Origin of the sequence: Streptosporangium canum, from assembly GCF_900113865.1 — a bacterium.
Taxonomy (GTDB): Bacteria; Actinomycetota; Actinomycetes; order Streptosporangiales; family Streptosporangiaceae; genus Streptosporangium; species Streptosporangium canum.
In genome coordinates, this window is the sequence record NZ_FOQY01000011.1 from 104,810 (window position 1) to 123,584 (window position 18,775).

12 protein-coding genes and 1 pseudogene are annotated in these 18,775 nt (G+C 71.6%); 9 read left to right on the plus strand and 4 right to left on the minus strand.

The features are described from left to right. The first annotated feature begins 103 nt into the window (after window positions 1–103). The 5 genes from BM085_RS18260 to BM085_RS18280 all read left to right on the plus strand — a co-directional run bounded on the left by BM085_RS18260 (window position 104) and on the right by BM085_RS18280 (window position 9,627). The gene (locus BM085_RS18260) at window positions 104–2,722 is read left to right on the plus strand and encodes an alpha-L-rhamnosidase (RefSeq protein ID WP_093888164.1); all 2,619 of its coding nucleotides are present in this window, start codon (window positions 104–106) and stop codon (window positions 2,720–2,722) included. Continuing rightward, window positions 2,719–4,023 carry an extracellular solute-binding protein gene (locus tag BM085_RS18265; protein WP_093888165.1) on the plus strand — a complete coding sequence of 435 codons (1,305 nt, stop codon included), beginning with the start codon at window positions 2,719–2,721 and terminating at the stop codon, window positions 4,021–4,023. The genes BM085_RS18260 and BM085_RS18265 overlap by 4 nt, the downstream gene beginning before the upstream one ends. Before the next feature lie 70 nt (window positions 4,024–4,093). Continuing rightward, the gene (locus tag BM085_RS18270) at window positions 4,094–5,014 is read left to right on the plus strand and encodes a carbohydrate ABC transporter permease (protein ID WP_093888166.1); all 921 of its coding nucleotides are present in this window, start codon (window positions 4,094–4,096) and stop codon (window positions 5,012–5,014) included. After that, window positions 5,011–5,826: a carbohydrate ABC transporter permease gene (locus BM085_RS18275; protein WP_218158746.1), complete on the plus strand. Its 816-nt coding sequence runs from the start codon at window positions 5,011–5,013 to the stop codon at window positions 5,824–5,826. The genes BM085_RS18270 and BM085_RS18275 overlap by 4 nt, the downstream gene beginning before the upstream one ends. Window positions 5,827–5,871: 45 nt before the next feature. Further along, on the plus strand, window positions 5,872–9,627 hold the full coding sequence (locus tag BM085_RS18280; RefSeq protein ID WP_093888167.1) for a hypothetical protein: 3,756 nt from the start codon (window positions 5,872–5,874) through the stop codon (window positions 9,625–9,627). Window positions 9,628–9,690: 63 nt separating this feature from the next. Here the strand turns inward: BM085_RS18280 and BM085_RS18285 are convergent, their stop codons facing one another. From BM085_RS18285 to BM085_RS18295, 3 genes and pseudogenes are all read right to left on the minus strand, one after another. Further along, window positions 9,691–10,743 (minus strand): prenyltransferase, encoded by a 1,053-nt coding sequence (locus tag BM085_RS18285; protein WP_093888168.1) that lies wholly within the window; start codon window positions 10,741–10,743, stop codon window positions 9,691–9,693. Between the two features lie 61 nt (window positions 10,744–10,804). Next, window positions 10,805–11,530, minus strand: a pseudogene (locus tag BM085_RS18290) (class I SAM-dependent methyltransferase); the annotation flags it as partial. A gap of 34 nt (window positions 11,531–11,564) precedes the next feature. Beyond that, window positions 11,565–12,809 (minus strand): glycosyltransferase family 4 protein, encoded by a 1,245-nt coding sequence (locus tag BM085_RS18295; protein WP_093888170.1) that lies wholly within the window; start codon window positions 12,807–12,809, stop codon window positions 11,565–11,567. Window positions 12,810–13,086: 277 nt separating this feature from the next. Between BM085_RS18295 and BM085_RS18300 the strand changes: the two genes are divergently transcribed. After that, window positions 13,087–14,115, plus strand: coding sequence for a GDP-mannose 4,6-dehydratase (locus tag BM085_RS18300; RefSeq protein ID WP_031160640.1), 1,029 nt, complete (start codon window positions 13,087–13,089; stop codon window positions 14,113–14,115). 141 nt (window positions 14,116–14,256) lie between these two features. Continuing rightward, the gene (locus tag BM085_RS18305; protein WP_093888171.1) at window positions 14,257–14,607 is read left to right on the plus strand and encodes a hypothetical protein; all 351 of its coding nucleotides are present in this window, start codon (window positions 14,257–14,259) and stop codon (window positions 14,605–14,607) included. Window positions 14,608–14,631: 24 nt separating this feature from the next. Here the strand turns inward: BM085_RS18305 and BM085_RS18310 are convergent, their stop codons facing one another. Next, window positions 14,632–15,183, minus strand: coding sequence for a L,D-transpeptidase (locus BM085_RS18310; protein ID WP_245789390.1), 552 nt, complete (start codon window positions 15,181–15,183; stop codon window positions 14,632–14,634). A 635-nt stretch (window positions 15,184–15,818) separates the two neighbouring features. On the opposite strand from BM085_RS18310, the gene BM085_RS18315 reads away from it, so the two are divergent. Both BM085_RS18315 and BM085_RS18320 read left to right on the plus strand, forming a co-directional pair. Then, window positions 15,819–17,027 (plus strand): macrolide family glycosyltransferase, encoded by a 1,209-nt coding sequence (locus tag BM085_RS18315; RefSeq protein WP_093888172.1) that lies wholly within the window; start codon window positions 15,819–15,821, stop codon window positions 17,025–17,027. Window positions 17,028–17,117: 90 nt separating this feature from the next. Beyond that, a partial coding sequence (locus BM085_RS18320) for a serine/threonine-protein kinase (RefSeq protein ID WP_177245155.1) occupies window positions 17,118–18,775 on the plus strand: 1,658 nt, incomplete at its 3' end.

The following is an 18,775-nucleotide window of genomic DNA, read 5'->3' on the forward strand; positions in this document are numbered from 1 at the left end:
CACCCTTGACACTCGGATCTGGTGGCTCATAGTCTCCACCCATCAATCACAAAATCACATCATAAGTCGTTAGATTTAACAAAGAGATAGCAGGGAGGTGCGCATGATCGGCGATGCGGTCCACTGTGCCCCCGCCCAGACGCCGGCCTCCCGCTCCGCTCCGGCCCGGCCGCCGGTCCCGCCGAGGCTGACGCCGTACGGCCTGCGCTGCGAGCACCGGCGGACGCCGCTCGGCGTCGGCGAGCCCCGCCCGCTGCTGTCCTGGCGGCTCGCGTCGGCGCGGGCGGGCGACGACCCGGTGGCCTACGAGCTGGAGGTGGGCGACTGGTCGAGCGGCAGGGTCGAGGACCCCGCGGCGATCGGCGCCGTCTACGGCGGGCCGCCGCTCCTTCCCCGCACGAGGTACGGCTGGCGCGTCACGGTCTGGGCGCGGGACGGCGCCGCGGGCAGCGCGGAGTCGTGGTTCGAGACCGGCCAGGATGTCTGGCAGGCCTCCTGGATCGCGCACGACCCCGCCGCCGTCGCGCACATGGACCCGCCGACGGAGGGCGAGCAGGCGCTCAGCCACCACGGCCTGCTGCCCTGCCCCCAGCTGCGCACGAGCTTCGAGAGCACGGCCGGGGTGACCCGGGCCAGGCTCCTCATCAGCGCCAAGGGCCTGTACGAGGCCAGGGTCAACGGCCACCGGGTCGGCGACGCCGAGCTCGCCCCGGGCTGGACCGACTACCGCAGGCGGATCCAGTACCAGGTCCACGACGTCACCCCGTTCCTGCTCGACGGCGAGAACGTGCTGGCCGCGACGGTCGCCGACGGCTGGTGGAGCGGCTTCACGGGCTTCGACCCCCGCCGCCCCGGTTACCACTACGGCCGCTTCCCCGAGCTCATCGCCGAACTCCACCTGACGTTCGACGACGGCTCCACCCGGGTCGTGGCCACCGGAGAGGGCTGGCGTACGGGCCACGGCCGGGTCCGCTACGGCGACCTGCTCAAGGGCGAGTGCCACGACGCCCGCGCCGAGACCCCCGGCTGGGATCTGCCCGGGTTCGACGACTCCTCCTGGCGCCCCGCCGTGGTCACCGGGGACGACCACTCCCTCCTCGTCGCCTCCCGCGACGAGCCGGTGCGCGCCCTCGGCGAGCTGCTCCCGATCTCGACCGTCCTGGTCAGGCCGGGCGTGCACCTGGTGGACTTCGGGCAGAACATCGCGGGCCGGGTCCGGCTCGCCGTACGGGACCAGGAGCCGGGACGGCGGGTGACCGTACGGCACGGCGAGACGCTCGACGGCGAGGACCGCCTGCACACCGCCAACCTGCGCACCGCCGACGCGACCGACGTGCTGATCACCGCGGGCGGCGTGGAGGAGGTGTTCGAGCCGCGGTTCACCTACCACGGGTTCCGCTACGCCGAGGTGAGCGGGCTCGACCGGCTCGACGACATCCGGGCGGTCGTCCTGCACAGCGACACCCCGTGGACCGGCACGTTCGACTGCTCGGACCCGGAGGTCAACCGGCTCCACGACAACATCGGCTGGGGCCAGCGCGGCAACTTCGTCAGCGTCCCCACCGACTGCCCGCAGCGCGACGAACGGCTGGGCTGGCTCGCCGACGCGCAGGTGTTCCTGCCGACGGCCTGCTTCAACGCCGACGTCTCCGGATTTTTCAGTAAATGGATGCGGGATGTGGTGGACGCGCAGTCCCCGGAGGGCGGTTTCTCCAACGTCGCCCCGCTGCTCAGCGGGGTGGCCGACGAGGGCGCGCCGGGCTGGGCGGACGCGGGCGTGCTGGTGCCCTGGCACCTGTACCGGGTGTACGGCGACGACAGGTTCCTCGACGTGGACTCCATGGTCCGGTGGGTGGACTTCGTCGCGCGGCACAACCCCGACCTGATCTGGCGGCACCGGACCGGCCCGCACTTCGCCGACTGGCTGGCCCCCGGCCCCGCCACCCCGCGCGAGGTGCTGGCCACGGCGTTCTTCCACCGCAGCGCGGCGCTCACCGCCGAGGCCGCCCGGGTGCGCGGCCGGCACGGCGAGGCGGAGCGCCTGGGGGCACTGGCCGACCGCGTCCGTGCGGCGTTCGTCGAGGCGTTCGTCGGCGACGGCGGCCTGGTCGAGGGCGACACCCAGACCGGCTACCTCCTGGCGCTCGCGTTCGACCTGCTCACCCCCGAGCAGAGCCGGGGCGCCGCCGCCCGGCTGGCCGCGCTGGTCGAGGAGTCCGGCCCGCAGACCGGCTTCCTCGGCGTCAACCTGCTCTGCCCGGTGCTGTCCGCCCACGGCCGCGACGACCTCGCGCACGCCCTGCTCCGCCGTACCGACCCGCCGTCCTGGCTCTACCAGGTACGGCACGGCGCGACCACCGTCTGGGAGCGCTGGGACGGGGTCGGGGCGCCCTCGATGAACTCCTTCAACCACTACGCCTTCGGATCGATCGGCGAGTGGCTCTACAGCGGCGTCGCGGGGATCGACCAGGCGCCCGGCTCCGTCGCCTTCCGGGAAGTGGTGATCCGCCCCCTCCCCGGCGACCTGAGCCGGGCCTGCGCCCGCTACGAGTCGGCGCGCGGCCTCATCTCGGTGAGCTGGCACAACGACGCGGAGGGCTTCCGCCTTGAGACCCGCATCCCGCCCGGCGCCACGGCGACGGTGCACCTGCCCGGCGGCGACATCCGTCGGGTGACCTCGGGGGACCACATTTTCGAGCTAGTCCGAGGAGACAAAGCATGACCGACCTTCGCCACGCCAAGATGAGCCGCGCCCAGTTCTTCCGCATGATGGGCGGCCTGGCCGCGGCAGCCGCGGCGGCCGGGTGCTCCACCAAGCCGCAGACGGGCGCCACCACCGGCGCGAGCGGCGCCACGGCGCTCGACCTGAAGTTCGTGGGCGTCGCCGACCAGAAGACGCCGATGGACGAGTTGGTCGCCGCCTACCGGCAGGCCAGAGCCGGTGTGACGATCACGACCTCCTACGCCCCGACCGACCAGGTGCAGACCTCGCTGCGCACCCAGCTCGGCGCGGGCAACGCCCCCGACCTGCACGTGGTCTATCCGGGCAGCGGCAGCGCGATGTCGATGACCCAGATCGCCGGGGCCGGGCTGCTCGCCGACCTGTCGGCCCAGGCGTGGACGGACTCGATCCCCACCGGCTTCAAGCCGGCCTTCCAGGTCGACGGCAAGACCCTCATGTACTCGGCGGGCTCGTCGGTCATCGGCGCCATCTACAACAAGAAGGTCTTCCAGGAGGCGGGCATCGACGCCCCGCCCACCACGTGGACCGAATTCCTCGACGTCTGCGAGAAGCTGAAGAAGGCGGGCAAGGTCCCGATCGCGCTGGGCGCGCAGACCCCGTGGGTCACCCAGCTCATCACCTACGCGCTCGTGCCCTCGACGGTCTACGCCAAGGACCCCACCTTCGACGACAAGCAGGCCGCCGGGCAGGCGAGCTTCGCCCAGTCCGGCTGGCGCGACGCCATGGAGATGTACCTGGAGCTGCACAAGCGCGGCTACTTCAACGACAAGCCCAACGGCACCACCTTCGAGCAGCAGACCTCGATGGTCGCGACCGGCAAGGCCGCGATGGCCATTCAGGTGTCGGCGGTGCTGCCGTCCTTCCGGGACGCCGCCACCAGTCCCGACGACCTGTCGATGTTCCCGGTGCCCGGCGCCGACGACGCCGCCTCGGTGTGGATCCCCGCCGGAGTCGTCGTGGGGCTCGGCGCGAACGCCAAGGGCAGGAACGCCGAGGAGGCCAAGGCCTTCATCGACTTCCTCGGCAGGCAGGAGAACATCAACCGCTGGGCCAAGGCGATCGCCGCGATCCCGCTGACCCAGGACGCGAGCTCCGCCGTCGACCCGGCGGTGGAGTCGTTCCTGCCCTTCACCAAGGACCGGGCGGTGCCGTTCATGGACCAGCGCTGGCCCAACGCGGAGGTGCAGCCGACCCACTTCGCGGTCGTCCAGGACCTGCTGGCCGGGAAGAGCAAGATCGACGAAGCGCTGAAGAAGATGGACGAGGCGTACGCCAAGTGAACGGCCCGCACCCCATGACAGGCCCGTGCCGCGATGAAGGGCATGCCGCCCCGGACAGGCGGGAGACCTCGTGACCCTGACGACCCTGCCGGTCGAGACGCCACCCGCCGCACGGACGCGGCGGGCCAGGCCCCTGGCCGGTCTCTCCCCCTCCTGGCTGTTCGCCGTCCCGGCCCTGCTGGTCTACGCGGCGGTCGTGCTCTACCCGAGCGTCGTCGGCGTGGTCTACGCCTTCACCGACTGGAGCGGCGTCGGCGAGGACATGTCCTTCGTCGGGCTGTCGAACTTCCAGGCGATCCTCGGCGACGAGCAGGTCATGGGCTCCCTCGGGAACACGCTCCTGCTGACCATGGCGATCCTGGTCGTGCAGAACGGCGTGGGACTGCTGCTCGCGCTCGGCGTGCACGCCCGGCTGAAGAGCCGCGCGCTGCTGCGGGTGGTCTTCTTCGCGCCCGTCGTGGTCAGCCCGGTCATGGTCGCCTTCCTGTGGAAGTACGTCTACACCCCGGACTCCTCCACGGGGCTGAACGGCCTGCTCGGCCTGGAGGTCGACTGGCTGGGTGACCCGTCGGTCGCGCTGTGGTCGATCGCGGGCATGGTGGTGTGGCAGTACGCCGGCTACTCGATGGTCATCTTCCTGGCCGGGCTGGAGGGCGTCCCGAAGGAGCTGCACGAGGCCGCGATGATCGACGGAGCGGGAACGCTCCAGCGCTTCCGCTACGTCACCTGGCCGCTGCTCGCCCCGGCGCTGACGATCAACCTGATGCTGTCCACGATCGGCGGGCTGAAGCTGTTCGACCAGGTGTTCGCGGCGACCAACGGCGGTCCCGGCTACGCCACCGAGACCCTGTCGACCGTCCTGTACAAGCAGGCGTTCGTCTTCGGCAAGTTCGGCTACAGCACGGCGATCGCCCTCGTCCTGGCCCTGTTCGTGGCGGCGGTTTCGCTCATCCAGATCTCCTACCTGCGCTCAAGGGAGGTGGCCCAGTGAGGTCGAGGACCTTCCTGCTGGAGATCGTCATGATCGCGGTGGCGGTCGCGTTCCTCTTCCCGGTCTACGCGCTGGTCACCCTGTCGCTGAAGGATCCCGGGCAGATCTCGCAGGCCCCCCTCGCGCTGCCGAACCCGCCCACCACGGCCAACTTCGGCGAAGCGTGGTCGGCGGCGGCGCTCGGCCCGTCCCTGATGAACAGCACCGTGATCACGGTGGCCAGCCTGATCGCGCTGATCGGGCTCGGCTCGTTCGCCGCCTACTTCCTGGCGCGGACCGCGACCCGTCTCGGCTACGCGCTGTACGTCCTGTTCCTGCTCGGCATCGTGCTGCCGTTCCAGCTCGGCATGATCCCGCTGTACGGACTGGTCAACGACCTGGGCCTGATCGGTACGCACACCGGGATGATCGTGTTCTACACCGGCATCCAGCTGCCGTTCACGGTCTTCCTCTACACCGGCTTCATCCGGGCGCTGCCCCGCGAGTACGCGAGCGCCGCCCAGATCGACGGCGCCTCGCACCTGACGGCCTTCACCAAGGTCGTCTTCCCGCTGCTGCGGCCGATCACCGGCACCGTGCTGATCCTCAACGCGGTCTTCATCTGGAACGACTTCTTCACGCCGCTGCTCTATCTCGGCGGCTCCGGGTTCGAGACGGTCCCGGTGAGCGTCTTCGCCTTCGTCGGCCAGTACGTCTCCGACTACGGACTGGTCTTCGCCGGACTGGTGCTGGCCGCGCTGCCGATCGTGGCGGTCTTCCTGGTGCTGCAGAAGTACGTGATCAAGGGCTTCTCCAGCGGTCTCAAGGGCTGACGCCCGTCTCCGGCGGGAGGCCGGGGCTCCCACCGGAGGTATTCGATGAATGTGTTCGACGCGCTGCGGAACCCGCCCCGCAGCCATTCACCCGCGGCGATCTGGTGGTGGAGCGGCGAGCCGCTGCGCAGGGAACGGCTGCGCTGGCAGATGGAGCGCCTCGTCGCGGGCGGCGTGCACAACCTGGTCATCCTGAACCTGGCGCCGTCGGGACCGCTGTTCGGCGCCGACGCCGACGACCCTCCGTTCCTGTCGGAGGCGTGGTGGGAGCTGATGGACGGAGTCTGCGAGGACGCCCTGCGGGCCGGCGCCTACCTGTGGTTCTACGACCAGCTCGGTTTCTCCGGCGCGGACCTGCAGGCCCGCCTCGTGCAGGAGAACCCGGCCTTCGCCGGGCAGTGGCTGGCCGCCGACGGCTCGGTGTCGCTCCGCGGGTTCGACTACCTGTCCCGCACGGCCTGCGAGGTGCTGCTCGACCGGGTGCACGGCGAGTTCGCGCGGCGGCTGGGCCACCGGTTCGGCAACGTGATCGCCGGCTCGTTCCAGGACGAGCTGCCGTCGATGCCCACCTGGTCGGCGACGTTCGCCGAGGAGTTCCTCGCCAGGCGCGGCTACCCGTTCTCCCCCGGCGGCGGCCCCGCCGTCCGGCGCGACTACCAGCGGACCAGGGCCGAGCTCGCCGAGGAGGCGTTCTTCCGGCCGCTGGCCGAGTGGCACGCCGAGCACGGGCTGCTCAACGGCTGCGACCAGCAGGACCCGGCCCGCGCGGGGCACCCGGTGGAGGGTGTCGAGCTGTACGCCGACTACACGCGCACGCACCGCTGGTTCAGCGCGCCCGGCTCCGACCACCACGGAGACGCGCGGGTGCACTCCTCCCTCGCCCACCTGTACGGCCGGCCCCGCACGTGGATCGAGGCGTTCCACTCCAGCGGCTGGGGCGGCACGCTGGAGGAGACGTTCGACTGGCTGCTGCCCTGGCTGCGGGCGGGCGCCAACCTCTACAACCCGCACGCGGTCTACTACACGACGAGGGCCGGCTGGTGGGAGTGGGCGCCGCCGTCGACCGACTGGCGCCAGCCGTACTGGCGGCACCACCGGGTCTTCGCCGACGCGGTCACCCGCCTGTGCGCGGTGCTGTCCCTGGGCCGCCACCTCTGCGACATCGCTGTCCTGTTCCCCACGGCGACCGCCCAGGCGGGCACCGCACCCGCCGGGACGGCCCGCGACTGCGGCACGGGAGACGCGGTGGGGCCCGGAACCGGCGAGCGGGACGCGGCGGTGCGGGCGCAGCGGGTCTACCGGGAACTCGTGGGCGACATGGCCTGGTTCCAGACCGTGCCCGGAGCGCTCGACCGGCTCTGCCTCGACGCCGACGTGATCGACGAGGAGTCCGTCCGGCGCGCGGTGGTCACCGGCGGCCGGCTGGAGGTGTCCACCGAGTCGTACGGGGTGATCATCCTCCCGGCGGCCACCGTCCTCGACGAGGCGACCGCCGAGCGGCTGGACGGGTTCGTGGCGGCGGGTGGCCTGCTGGTCGCGGTCGGGGCGCTCCCGGACTCCCCGCGCCTCCGCCGCCACTTCGAGGAGGCCCCCGGCGGGGAGGTCCCCGGCGAGACGGCCCCCGAGGAGGCGATTCCCGAGGGGGAAGACCCTGCCGGAAAGCGTTCCGTGGCGGGGCCGGCCGGCGGTTCCGAGTGGAGTTCCGGAAGGGGCGCGGCCCGGTCCGTCGCCTCGGCCGCGGACCTCGGCCAGGCGCTGGCCGGGCACGTCCCCCGGGTCGAGGCACCCGTCCCGCCGCTGGTGCGCGAGGTGGACGGCACGACCGTGGTCTTCCTGACCGCGGCCTTCCCGAGGGCGAGCGAGATCGGCGTCGGCAGGCCGGAGGAGCGCGGCGTCGAGCTGGGCTGGCTGGACGCGACCTGCGACTTCGACTCCGGCCGCTACCGGCGGGAGATGCGGGTCCGGATCCGTGACGTCACGGGAACGCCCCTGCTGGCCAGTCCCTTCAGCGGCGCGGTCCGCCCCCTGCCGTACACGCTCGTCGACGGCGCCGTCGAGGTGACCGTCCCCTTCGAAGACGGTCCCGCCGCCCTGCTGCTGTTCACCGGCCAGGTGGCGGTCCCCGGGACGGGGGGAACGGAGGCGCCCCCGGGGTCACGCGCGCCGTACACGTGGGAGACGGCGGCGGCCCCGGAGGCACGCGCGCCGTACACGCGTGAGATCGACCTCGGCGACGAGTGGGACATGGAGCTGGTGCCGACGCTGGACGACACCTGGGGCGATTTCGGCACGTCCGCGACGGTCGAGCGGTGGACGCTGGAGACTCCGGACGGCGACCCCGTCCACGCGACGTTCGGCCCGCACGGGCTGTGGCGGACCGGCGACGGCGACTGGCGTCCCGCGGTCTGGTCGACCTCGCGCGGCCTGCACAAGGACCCGATCCACCGCGACACGCTCGGCCCGAAGGGACACGTCCCCGAGGAGTTCCTCGACTTCGGCCCCGTTCCCGCGGGCCGGCCCGTCTGGTTCCGCGCGAGCGTCACCGTGCCCGGCACGCCGGAGGCCAGGCTCGTCGTCGGGGCGGCGGCGGCGAAAGAGGTCCAGGTGGACGGCAGGGAGCTGCCGCTCGACGACTCCGGCTACCTCGCCGTCGGCCTGAACCCGGTCGAGCCCGGTGAGCACGTGCTGGAGCTCCGGCTGGTCCCTGACGAGGACCTCACGACGCTGCGGGCACACGTGTCCTTCACCGCCGATCCCGATGCCGCGCGCAGGCCCGAGTGGATCGCCGGTCCGGTGCTGGAGACGGTCGTGCGGGCCGGCGCGGGCGGAGAGGACGGCGAGCGCGTCCTCCAGATCGCCTCCACCGCCCCCTGCCTGGTGCTGGTGAACGGCGCCGAGGCCGGCCGGCAGGGCGGATTCGACCCGTACGCCGAGGCGGACATCCCGCGCGTGCGCCGCTACGACGTGTCGCACCTGCTCCGTCCCGGCCCCAACACCGTCCGCGTGGAGTCGGACGGGGCGGTGCTGGCCGACGGCCTGGCGGTCTCCGGCCCCGGCTGGACGAGCCGCCCCGGCGTACGGCGGCGCCAGCACGGCGACCCCGCCGCCCTCCACCTGCGCCCCCGCCCGCATCCCCTCCCCGGGGCCGGATGGATCGACTCCCGCGCCACCGCCCTGCCCGCGATCTTCGCGGTGCCCGGTGCGGCGGAACGGGTCGAACGGTTCCGGGTGGACGTCCCGCCCGGCGCGACGCTGATGGAGGCCGACGCCCACGGTCCGGTCCGGGTGCTCGTCGACGGCGTGGAGTCGGACCTGCCCGCCGTCCTCGACGGCTCGGCCCGCAGGGCGGAACTCCTGGTCACCACCCGCCCCGGCTTCCAGGGCGGCGCGGCCCTGGCCGGGCCGGTCAGGTTCGCCTGCGGACCCGGACGGATCAGGCTGGGCGACTGGGAGGCGCAGGGACTGGCCGGGTACAGCGGCGGCGTCCGCTACCGCACCGTCGTCCGGCTCCCCGCCTCCCCGGCGGGGCGGCCCGGACTCGCGGGGGAGCGCGGGCGGGCCGAACTCGACCTGGGACGGGTGCGCGGCACAGCGGAGGTCACGGTGAACGGGCGCCCGGCCGGGGTGCGCGTCTGCTGGCCGTACGTCTTCGACCTGTCGCTGGACGAGGGGGAGAACACGGTCGAGATCCTCGTGCTCGGCACCCTCGCCCCCTACCTCGACGCGGTCAGCCCCACCCACTTCGTCTTCCCCGGCCAGCGGGTCACGGGACTGTTCGGGCCGGTGCTCCTGAGGACGTGACGGGCCTGCCGGCCGGCGGCCCCGGGGACGGAGGGTCCCGCGGGTCCCGGCCGGGGCCGCGGGTCAGGCCCGTGAACCGGCGTGACTGCAGCCGCAGTCCGTCGTGGGGCGATCCGTCACGTATCTGCCCGCGTCCCGGAAGATGCCCGAGGCGGCGGTGTGCTCGGTCAGCGCGTCGGCGGCGAGCACCACGGCGGCCGCGGTGTAGGCGGAGCGCTCGTACGGGAACCACTTGTCGTTCACGAACTGCCAGCCGGTCCAGTAGGAGCCGTCCTCGTGCCGCAGGTGCTGCATGTCGGCGAAGAGCTTCAGCGCCCGGTCCCGGTCGCCCACGGCGTCCAGGGCGAGCACCAGCTCGCACGACTCGGCGCCGGTCACCCACGGCTGGTCGGAGACGCAGCGGATGCCGAGGCCCGGCTCCACGAACGTGTCCCACTCCTCGGCCAGCCGCGCCCGGGCAGCCGGACCGCGCACCGCGCCGCCGAGGATCGGGTAGTACCAGTCCATCGAGAAGCGGCTCTTGTCGGCGAACGCCTCGGGGTGGGCGGCGAGCACGTGGCCGAGCTGGTCGGCCGCGAGCTCCCAGTCGGGCTGCGGATCGCCCAGCTGCTCACTCAGCAGCACGCCGCTGCGCAGCCCCTGGTAGATGGAGGCGCAGCCGGTCAGCAGGGCGTACCGGGCGGGCCTGCCGTCGGCCGCCCGCTCCCAGACGATCTCGCCCCGGATGGTCTGCAGCTCCACCACGAAGTCCAGCGCCGACCGGACGACCGGCCACATCTCGCGGGCGAAGTCCTCGTCCCCGGTGACCAGCAGCTCGTGCCAGACGCCGACCGCGACGTAGGCGGCGTGGTTGGACTCCCCGCCCTGCTCGACCGCCCGGCCTCCGACCAGCTTCATCGGCCAGGAGCCGTCGGCCCGCTGGGTGCGGACCAGCCAGTCATAACCCTTGCGGACCGGCCCGGTCAGCCCGGCCACGCTCATCGCCATCAGGCATTCGACGTGGTTCCAGGCGTCCACGTGTCCTTCGGGCCACGGGATGCCGCCGTCGGATTCCTGCACGCCGGCGATGCTCTGGGCGGTCTGGACGACCTGCTCCCACCTCAACTGGCCGCTCACCGCTCCTCATCCGCTCCGGTGCCCGCCTCGTCCCTCGCCGGGCCGGTGCGCTCCCAGTAGATCATGCGGGTTTCCGGACGTAGAGCACGACGCTCTTGCCGATGAGCGGGTTGAGCACCGCCTCGGCGATCCGGGTCGCGGCCGGGCGCTTCATGATGTCCCAGACCAGGATCTCGTGGTAGGCCTTGGCCAGCGGGTGGTCGTCGTTGCCGACGCCGACCGCGCACTTGATCCACCAGTACGGCGCGTGCAGGCCGTGGGCGTGGTGGTGCGGGCCGATCTCCATGCCGATCGACTTGAGCTTGGCGCTCAGCTCGGCCAGCGTGTAGATGCGGACATGCCCGCCGGGGGCGGTGTGGTAGGCCTCGTCGAGAGCCCAGCAGATCCGCTCCGGCAGGAAGCTCGGCACGGTGATGGCCGCCCGGCCGCCCGGCTTGAGCACCCGGAAGATCTCCCGCATCGCGGCCATGTCGTCGGGGATGTGCTCCAGCACCTCGGCCGCGATCACCCGGTCGAAGCTGGCGTCCTCGAACGGCATCTTGAGCGCGTCGCCGGTCACGGTCTCGGCCGTCGCGCCCGGGGGCACCTCGCCGGCCTTGTCCATCGCGGCGAACATGCTCGCCACGCCCTCCAGCTCCTCGGCGTCCATGTCGAAGGCCACCACGTCGGCGCCCCGGCGCAGCACCTCGAAAGCGTGCCGTCCGCCGCCGCAGCCCAGGTCCAGAACTCGGGTTCCGGGCCCCACGGGCAACCGGCCGAAGTCGACAGTCAGCACTCGCCGCTCCTCTTGAGCCTTTTGAGATGAATCGGGGTGAGGTCGATCACTTCGCGCGGCGGGCCTGGATGGCCTCGTGGTAGGCCTCCACGGTCCGCTGGGCGACGACGTTCCAGGTGTAGCGCTCCATGACCCGCTCGTAGCCCTTCCGGCCCACCTCGGCCCGCTCCTCGGGGGAGTCGTGCAGGCGGCGCAGGACGGCGGCCAGCTCCTCGGGGTCGCCGGGGGCAACCTGGACGGCCGCGTCGCCGACCACCTCGGGCAGCGCGCCGGTACGGCTGGCGACCAGCGGGGTGCCGCAGGCCATGTGCTCGACGGCCGGCAGTGAGAAGCCCTCGTAGAGCGAGGGCACGACCGAGATCTCCGAGGTGGCGATCAGCTCGCCCAGCGCGGTGTCGGAGATGCCGTGCACGAACGTCACCCGGTCGTGCAGGGAGAGCTCGGCGACCAGCTTCTCCGTCGGGCCGCCGGGGGTGGGCTTGCTGACCACGGTCAGGTTCACGTCCCGCTCGGTGGCGAGCTTCGCCACCGCCCGCAGCAGCGTCGAGACGCCCTTCATCGGGGAGTCGGCGCTGGCCACCGCGACGATCGAGCCCGGCCGCCTGGGCATCTCCGGGCGGGGGTGGAAGTAGCGGGTGTCCACGCCGAGCGGGATGAGCCGCATGTTGGCCTGGGGCACGTTGAAGTCGCGGTGGATGTCGGCCAGGGAGGACTCGCTGACGGTCAGGATCGGGTTCAGCCTGGGCGCGACCTTGGCCTGCATCCGGACGAAGCCGTACCACCTTCTGAGCGAGAGCTTCTTGCGCAGCGGCGCGGCCTTCAGCTCGATCCGCCGGTCCACGCTGATCGGGTGGTGGATGGTGCCGACCACGGGGAACAGCTTCTGGATGCCGAGCAGGCCGTAGCCGAGCGTCTGGTTGTCCTGCACCACGTCGAAGTCGCCGACGCGCTTCTTCAGCTCGCGGTGCGCCCGGAGGGTGAAGGTCAGCGGCTCGGGGAATCCGGCGGTCCACATGGTCGCGACCTCGAGGCAGTCGATCCAGTCGCGATACTCATGCGGCTTGGGGGTGCGGAAGGGGTCCTCGTCGCGGTACAGGTCCAGGCTGGGGACCTTGTTGAGGATGACGCCCTCGTCGAGCTCTGGGTACGGCTGGCCGGAGAAGACTTCGACGTGATGTCCGAGGGCGACCAGCTCGCGGCTGAGATGACGCAGGTAGACGCCCTGGCCACCACAGGTCGGCTTGCTGCGGTAGGACAGCAGCGCGATCCGCAGTGAGTCCGCACCTGGCACGGCAACCCCTTCCTCACCCTGTCCGGAAGGGGACAGGTACCGTGAAAGATGACCTTAGTCCTCGGACCCTACCATTCGGTAGCTCTCTTGGACCCGGTGTGGAATTGTTCCTAGAACAGGTCGCACTGGGTCCGAACTGCGGCGTTACCTGGACCGAGCAAGATTCGGTGAAACGCGTTCTAGTCGTGCTCCGACCGACATGGTGCCCATCCATGGGCATGGCGGTACATTCGCCAATCAGTGGTACAAGGTCCGCTCGACGAACAAGGAGGACGCGTTGGCCAGGCGCGCGCTGATCACCGGTATCACCGGGCAGGACGGTTCCTATCTGGCCGAGTGCCTGCTGAGCGAGGGATACGAGGTGTGGGGCCTGGCCCGGGGGCAGGCCAATCCGCGCGTCTCCCGGGTGCGCAAGCTCCTGCAGGACGTCCAGCTCGTCCGGGGTGACCTGCTCGACCAGGGATCGCTGATCTCCGCCGTGGAGAAGGTCCAGCCGGACGAGGTCTACAACCTGGGCGCCATCTCGTTCGTGCCGATGTCGTGGGAGCAGGCCGAGCTCACGGCCGAGGTCACGGGCATGGGCGTGCTGCGCATGCTGGAGGCCATCCGGGTCTGCTCGGGCATCTCGTCCTCGCGTACGGCCGCCGGATCCGGTCAGATCCGCTTCTACCAGGCTTCGTCGTCGGAGATGTTCGGCCAGGTCCGCGAGACCCCGCAGACCGAGATCACCCCCTTTCACCCCCGCTCGCCGTACGGCGTGGCCAAGGCGTACGGCCACTTCCTGACCCAGAACTACCGCGAGTCGTACGGCATGTACGCGGTGTCGGGAATCCTGTTCAACCACGAGTCCCCGCGCCGGGGCGCCGAGTTCGTCACCCGCAAGGTGACCCTCGGCGTGGCCAGGATCAAGCTCGGTCTGGCCTCCGAGCTGCGTCTGGGCAACATGGAGGCCCGCCGCGACTGGGGCTACGCGGGCGACTACGTCCGGGCGATGCACCTGATGCTCCAGGCGGACACGCCGGAGGACTACGTGATCGGCACCGGCCGTACCCACAGCGTCCGCGAGCTGGTGGAGGCCGCCTTCACCGCCGCCGGACTCGACTGGGAGCGGCACGTGGTCGGCGACCGGTCCCTGCACCGCCCCGCCGAGGTGGACCTGCTCTGCGCCGACCCGAAGAAGGCCCGCGTCCAGCTCGGCTGGGAACCCTCGGTCTCCTTCGAGGAGCTCGTCGCGATGATGGTCGAGTCCGACGTCAAGCTGCTGTCCGACGGCGGCGACCCCGACCAGGACTCCTCCTGGCCCTGAGCCCCGGCTCCCGAGATCGTCCTCCTTCCGGAGGATGATCACCCCTCTCCCGTTTCACTACTGTCAGTAACGGAAATGCAGCAGTGAGTAACGGTGGGGAGGTGTTTCGCGCGCCTCCCCCGACTGAGAGGCGGAACGGCCATGACCGAACAGCTGACGCAGATCCCCATCACCATCGACGCCGAGTACGCGGACGACGCGGCCGCCGCCGGGACATACCGCCTGTACTGGTACGGGAAGGGGATGAAGAAGACCCGCGAGGAGGCGCGCGCCTTCGCCGCCTCCCGTGGGGAGGGGCACCAGCTGGCCGACCTCCCCTCCGACGTGTGGCGCACCAGCGCCGCCACGTACCTCGACGGCCCGGCGTGGATCTACTCCTGGAAGGGCGACAGCTACGGCGGCGGCAACGTCGTGCTCCACCCCAACGGGTCGATCGGCACCCTGGAGGACGGCGCCCAGCCGCTCCCCTTCCTCATCAGCTACGTGGGATGACGGCCCCGGCCGGTCCTCTCGCGGCTAGCGGGTGATCATGACGAGGGTGCCCAGCGGGAGCCGGGAGAGCGCGCGCAGCGCGGCGGCCGGGACACGCACGCAGCCGTAGCTCACCTCGCGGCCGAAGACCGCCCTGTCCGGCCAGCCGTGCAGGGCGATCGTCGCGGGGCCGCCGGCGAAGGTCCTCAGGGCGCCCGAGTGCGCGCCGAGCGCGAGGAACAGCGGGCTGTAGGTCGGGTGCTCCGGGGACACGGAGGCGAGCAGGAACGTCCGCCCCGCCGGGGTGGGAGTCCGGTCGGTGCCGACGGCCACCGCCCAGGACCCCGTCCTGCGGCCGGCGTCGGACAGCCTGAGCCTGCGGGCGGCCAGATCGACCTGGACCCGATGGGTGCTGCGGGCGGTCCGCACCCCGCCGGCGCCGGTGTGGATCCATCCCGTGGACCGGTTCGGCCGGCTCGGCAGCAGTATCCGCGCCCACCCCGGCAGCGTCCGCACCACCGGCACCCAGGTCGGGTTCTCCAGTTGCACGGGCGGCAGAACGGCCACCGGCGGCCCGCCCGGACGGGAATAGACCACCTGTCTCCCTTTCGGGTGGACGATGACCCCGCTCGCCGTTCCGAATGGGCGGGGATCCCGTGGCGCCCGGCGTAATGTCGCATAAGTCGTGGCAATTGGTAGTTTCGCCATTCGAGCCGGCGATACGGGGGCCGGCTTTATCTCCTCCGGCGGGGTGGCCGGCGACGGCACGGCGGGTGAGACGGCCGGTGAGGCGACGGGCGGCGGGTCGTCGGTCCCGCAGGAGGAGCTCACGGCCAGGATGGTCAGGACGGCCAGGGCGGCCGCACCCGCGGCTCCGGCGGCCGGGCGGACGGCTGTGCGGGAGCTGTTCCCCTCACGCATGAGCTCTGTCCAACAAGAAATAGTGCATATCCGGATTTCCTGGTTTTTTGACCCTCGGTTATATCAATGACGTCGGCCGATATGACGTCACATTACGTGACGGAAAGCGGTCTGTCCGTCTCCTGGAGACCGGCGTGGCCGGAGCGTGCTCGCGCCGGGGGAGGCCGGACCGCCGCGCGAGAGTGCCGGCTCAGCGCTTTGACAGGGAGCCGGCTTAACGCTTTGACAGGAAATGGAGGGGAGGGCACGATGGAGTCGTCCCGAGACGAGACGTATCGTCACGATGGTGGACGCTACCAAAGGAGGACCACATGCCCCGGCGCGCGCACATAGCCATGGTCAGCATCCCCGCCCCCGGCCACGTCAACCCCAGCCTTGAGGTGATCAGGGAACTGGCGGCCCGGGGCCACCGGGTGACCTACGCCAACGACCCGTCCTTCGCCGAGGTGATCGAGGGGGCCGGGGCCGAGCCCGTGCCGTACGCCTCGACGCTGCCCATGAACGACCCCGAGGGCTGGCCGGAGGACACGATCGCCCAGCTCGACGTCTTCCTCGACGACTCGGTCTCCATGCTGCCGCAACTCCGCGACGCCTACGGCGACGACCGGCCCGACCTGTTCCTCTACGACATCGCCGGCTACTCCGCGCGGATCCTCGCCGAGAACTGGGGCATCCCGGCGATGCAGCTCTCGCCGTGCTACGTGGCCTGGGAGGGCTACAAGGAGGACACGGCGCCGATGGTCGAGGAGTTGAAGAAGGCTCCGGGCGGGGCCGAGCACTACCGGCGGTTCGACCAGTGGCTGGTGGACAACGGCATCACCGGGACCGACTCCCAGGCGTTCGTCGGCTATCCGGAGCGGGCGCTCGCGCTGATCCCGAGGATGATGCAGCCCAACGCCGACCGGGTCGACCCGGCGCGGATCACCTTCACCGGGCCGTGCCTCGGCGCCCGCACCCATCAGGAGGCCTGGGCCCGGCCCGAGGGGGCCGAGAAGGTGCTGCTGATCTCCCTGGGGTCCGCCTTCACCAACCTGCCCGGCTTCTACCGCTCCTGCCTGGCCGCCTTCGGCGACCTGCCCGGCTGGCACGTCGTGCTCCAGATCGGCAGGTTCGTCGACCCGGCCGAGCTCGGTGAGATCCCCGCCAACGTGGAGGTGCACAGCTGGGTGTCGCAGCTGTCGATCCTGGAGCAGGCCGACGCGTTCGTCACCCACGCGGGCATGGGCGGCACCCAGGAGGGCCTGTACTGCGGTGTCCCGATGATCGCGGTCCCGCAGGGCGCCGACCAGTTCGACAACGCCGACAAGATCGTGGAACTGGGCGCCGGCCGCCGGATCGACACCGCACAGGCCACCCCCGAGGCGCTGCGGACGGCTCTGCTCGAACTCACCTCCGACCCGGAGGTCGCGCTGCGGCTGGAGAAGATCAGCGCCGAGGTCCGCGCCGAGGGCGGCACCGCCCGCGCCGCCGACCTCGTCGAGCGACTGTTGGAGACGGCCGCGCCGACACGGGCATCGTAGAGCCGCCTGCCTGCCGCGTGACCGAGATCTCCGGGAGCGTCTCCGGCCGTGGGGCTTCTGCTGCGGCAGGCCAGCGCCTATCGTCATTTCTTGGATCAAGGACGGCCCCGGCCGTCCGCCCACGGGGTCAAGGAGACGAGGTGCGCGGTGTCCGGTCCCGGCCCGCCGGCGGCGGGTGAGCCCGAGCGGATCGGCGACTATCGGCTGACCGGGGTGCTGGGCGACGGCGGCCAGGGCGTGGTCTACCTCGGCCGTGATCCGTCGGACCGCCAGGTCGCGGTCAAGCTGCTGCACGTCCGGATGGCGGCCGACCCCAAGGTGCGCGAGCGGTTCATGCGCGAGGCTGAGGTCACCCGCCGGGTAGCGGCGTTCTGCACCGCCCAGGTCCTGGACATGGGAATCACCGGCGACCGCCCCTACCTGGTCAGTGAGTACATTCCGGGGCCCTCCCTGAAGGAGCTGGTCACCGGTGACGGGCCGCGGGCCGGCAGCGGCCTGGACCGGCTCGCGGTCGCCACCCTGACGGCTCTGGCCGCGATCCACCGGGCCGGCATCGTCCACCGCGACTTCAAACCCGACAATGTGATCATGGGGCCGGAGGGGCCCGTGGTCATCGACTTCGGCATCGCCCGCGTGCTGGACGGCACCACCACGTCATCGGGGCTGGTGGGTACCCCCGCCTACCTGTCGCCGGAACAGCTGGACGGTCACCAGGCCGGTACGGCGTCGGATGTGTTCAGCTGGGCCGCCACCATGGTGTTCGCCGCCACCGGGCATCGGGCGTTCCCCGGCGACGTCGCGGCGGCGGTGATGAACGCCGTCTCCAACCGCGAACCCGACCTCGCCGAAGTTCCCGAGCGGCTGCGCCCGCTGCTGGCCGCCTGCCTGGCCAAGGACCCCGGCGCCCGGCCTGCCGTCAGCAGCCTGCTCGCCGCCCTCACCCGCGAGGAGACCGTCACCACCCACGAAGAGATCGGCACCGCGGATCACCGGCCGCGCGCCCCGCTCCCACCGCCCCCGGCGTCCCCCGCCCCGAGTTCTCCTGCCGCGCCTCCGGGGTCTCGTGCCCCGAGTTCTCCCGGCATGTCCCCGGGGTCTCGTGCCCCGAGTTCTCCTGGCATGTCCCCGGGGTCTCGTGCCCCGAGTTCTCCTGTCACGTCCCCGAGGTCCCGCCCCCCGAGCTCTCCTGCCGCGCCTCCGGGGTCTCCTGCTACGAGCTCTCCTGCCATGCCTCCGGGGTCCCGCGCCCCGCACCGTCCTGTCCGGCGCCGTCTCGTGGCCGCCGGGGCGGTCGTCACCGTTCTCGTCCTGGTCGCCGTGGCCTTCTGGCTGTGGCAGCCGGAGTTCCCCGGAACTTCCGCCCTGTCGCCCACGGGCCTCCCCGTATCTTCCGCCCCGTCGTCCACGGCCCCCTCTGGGACCTCCGCTCCCTCGTCATCCCCCACGGGCCTCCCCGAACCCTCCGGCCCGTCGTCCACGGGTCCCTCCGCTCCGTCGCCCGATCGGACTCCGAGCACCGTTCCCCTCGGCATGCCGGTCGGCAGGCCGTTCACCTTCCGCACTGACGCGTCCGCATCGGTGGAGGCGGTGACGGAGTTCAAGGGGCGGCAGGTCGTCGTCTCCGACGGCGACAGAGTGGTGCGGGTGTGGGATCTGGCCACCCGCGAGCAGGTCGGCAGGCCGTTCACCGCCCACAACACCGGTGCCCACGCCGTGGTGACGGAGCTGGAGGGGCGGCCGGTCGTCGT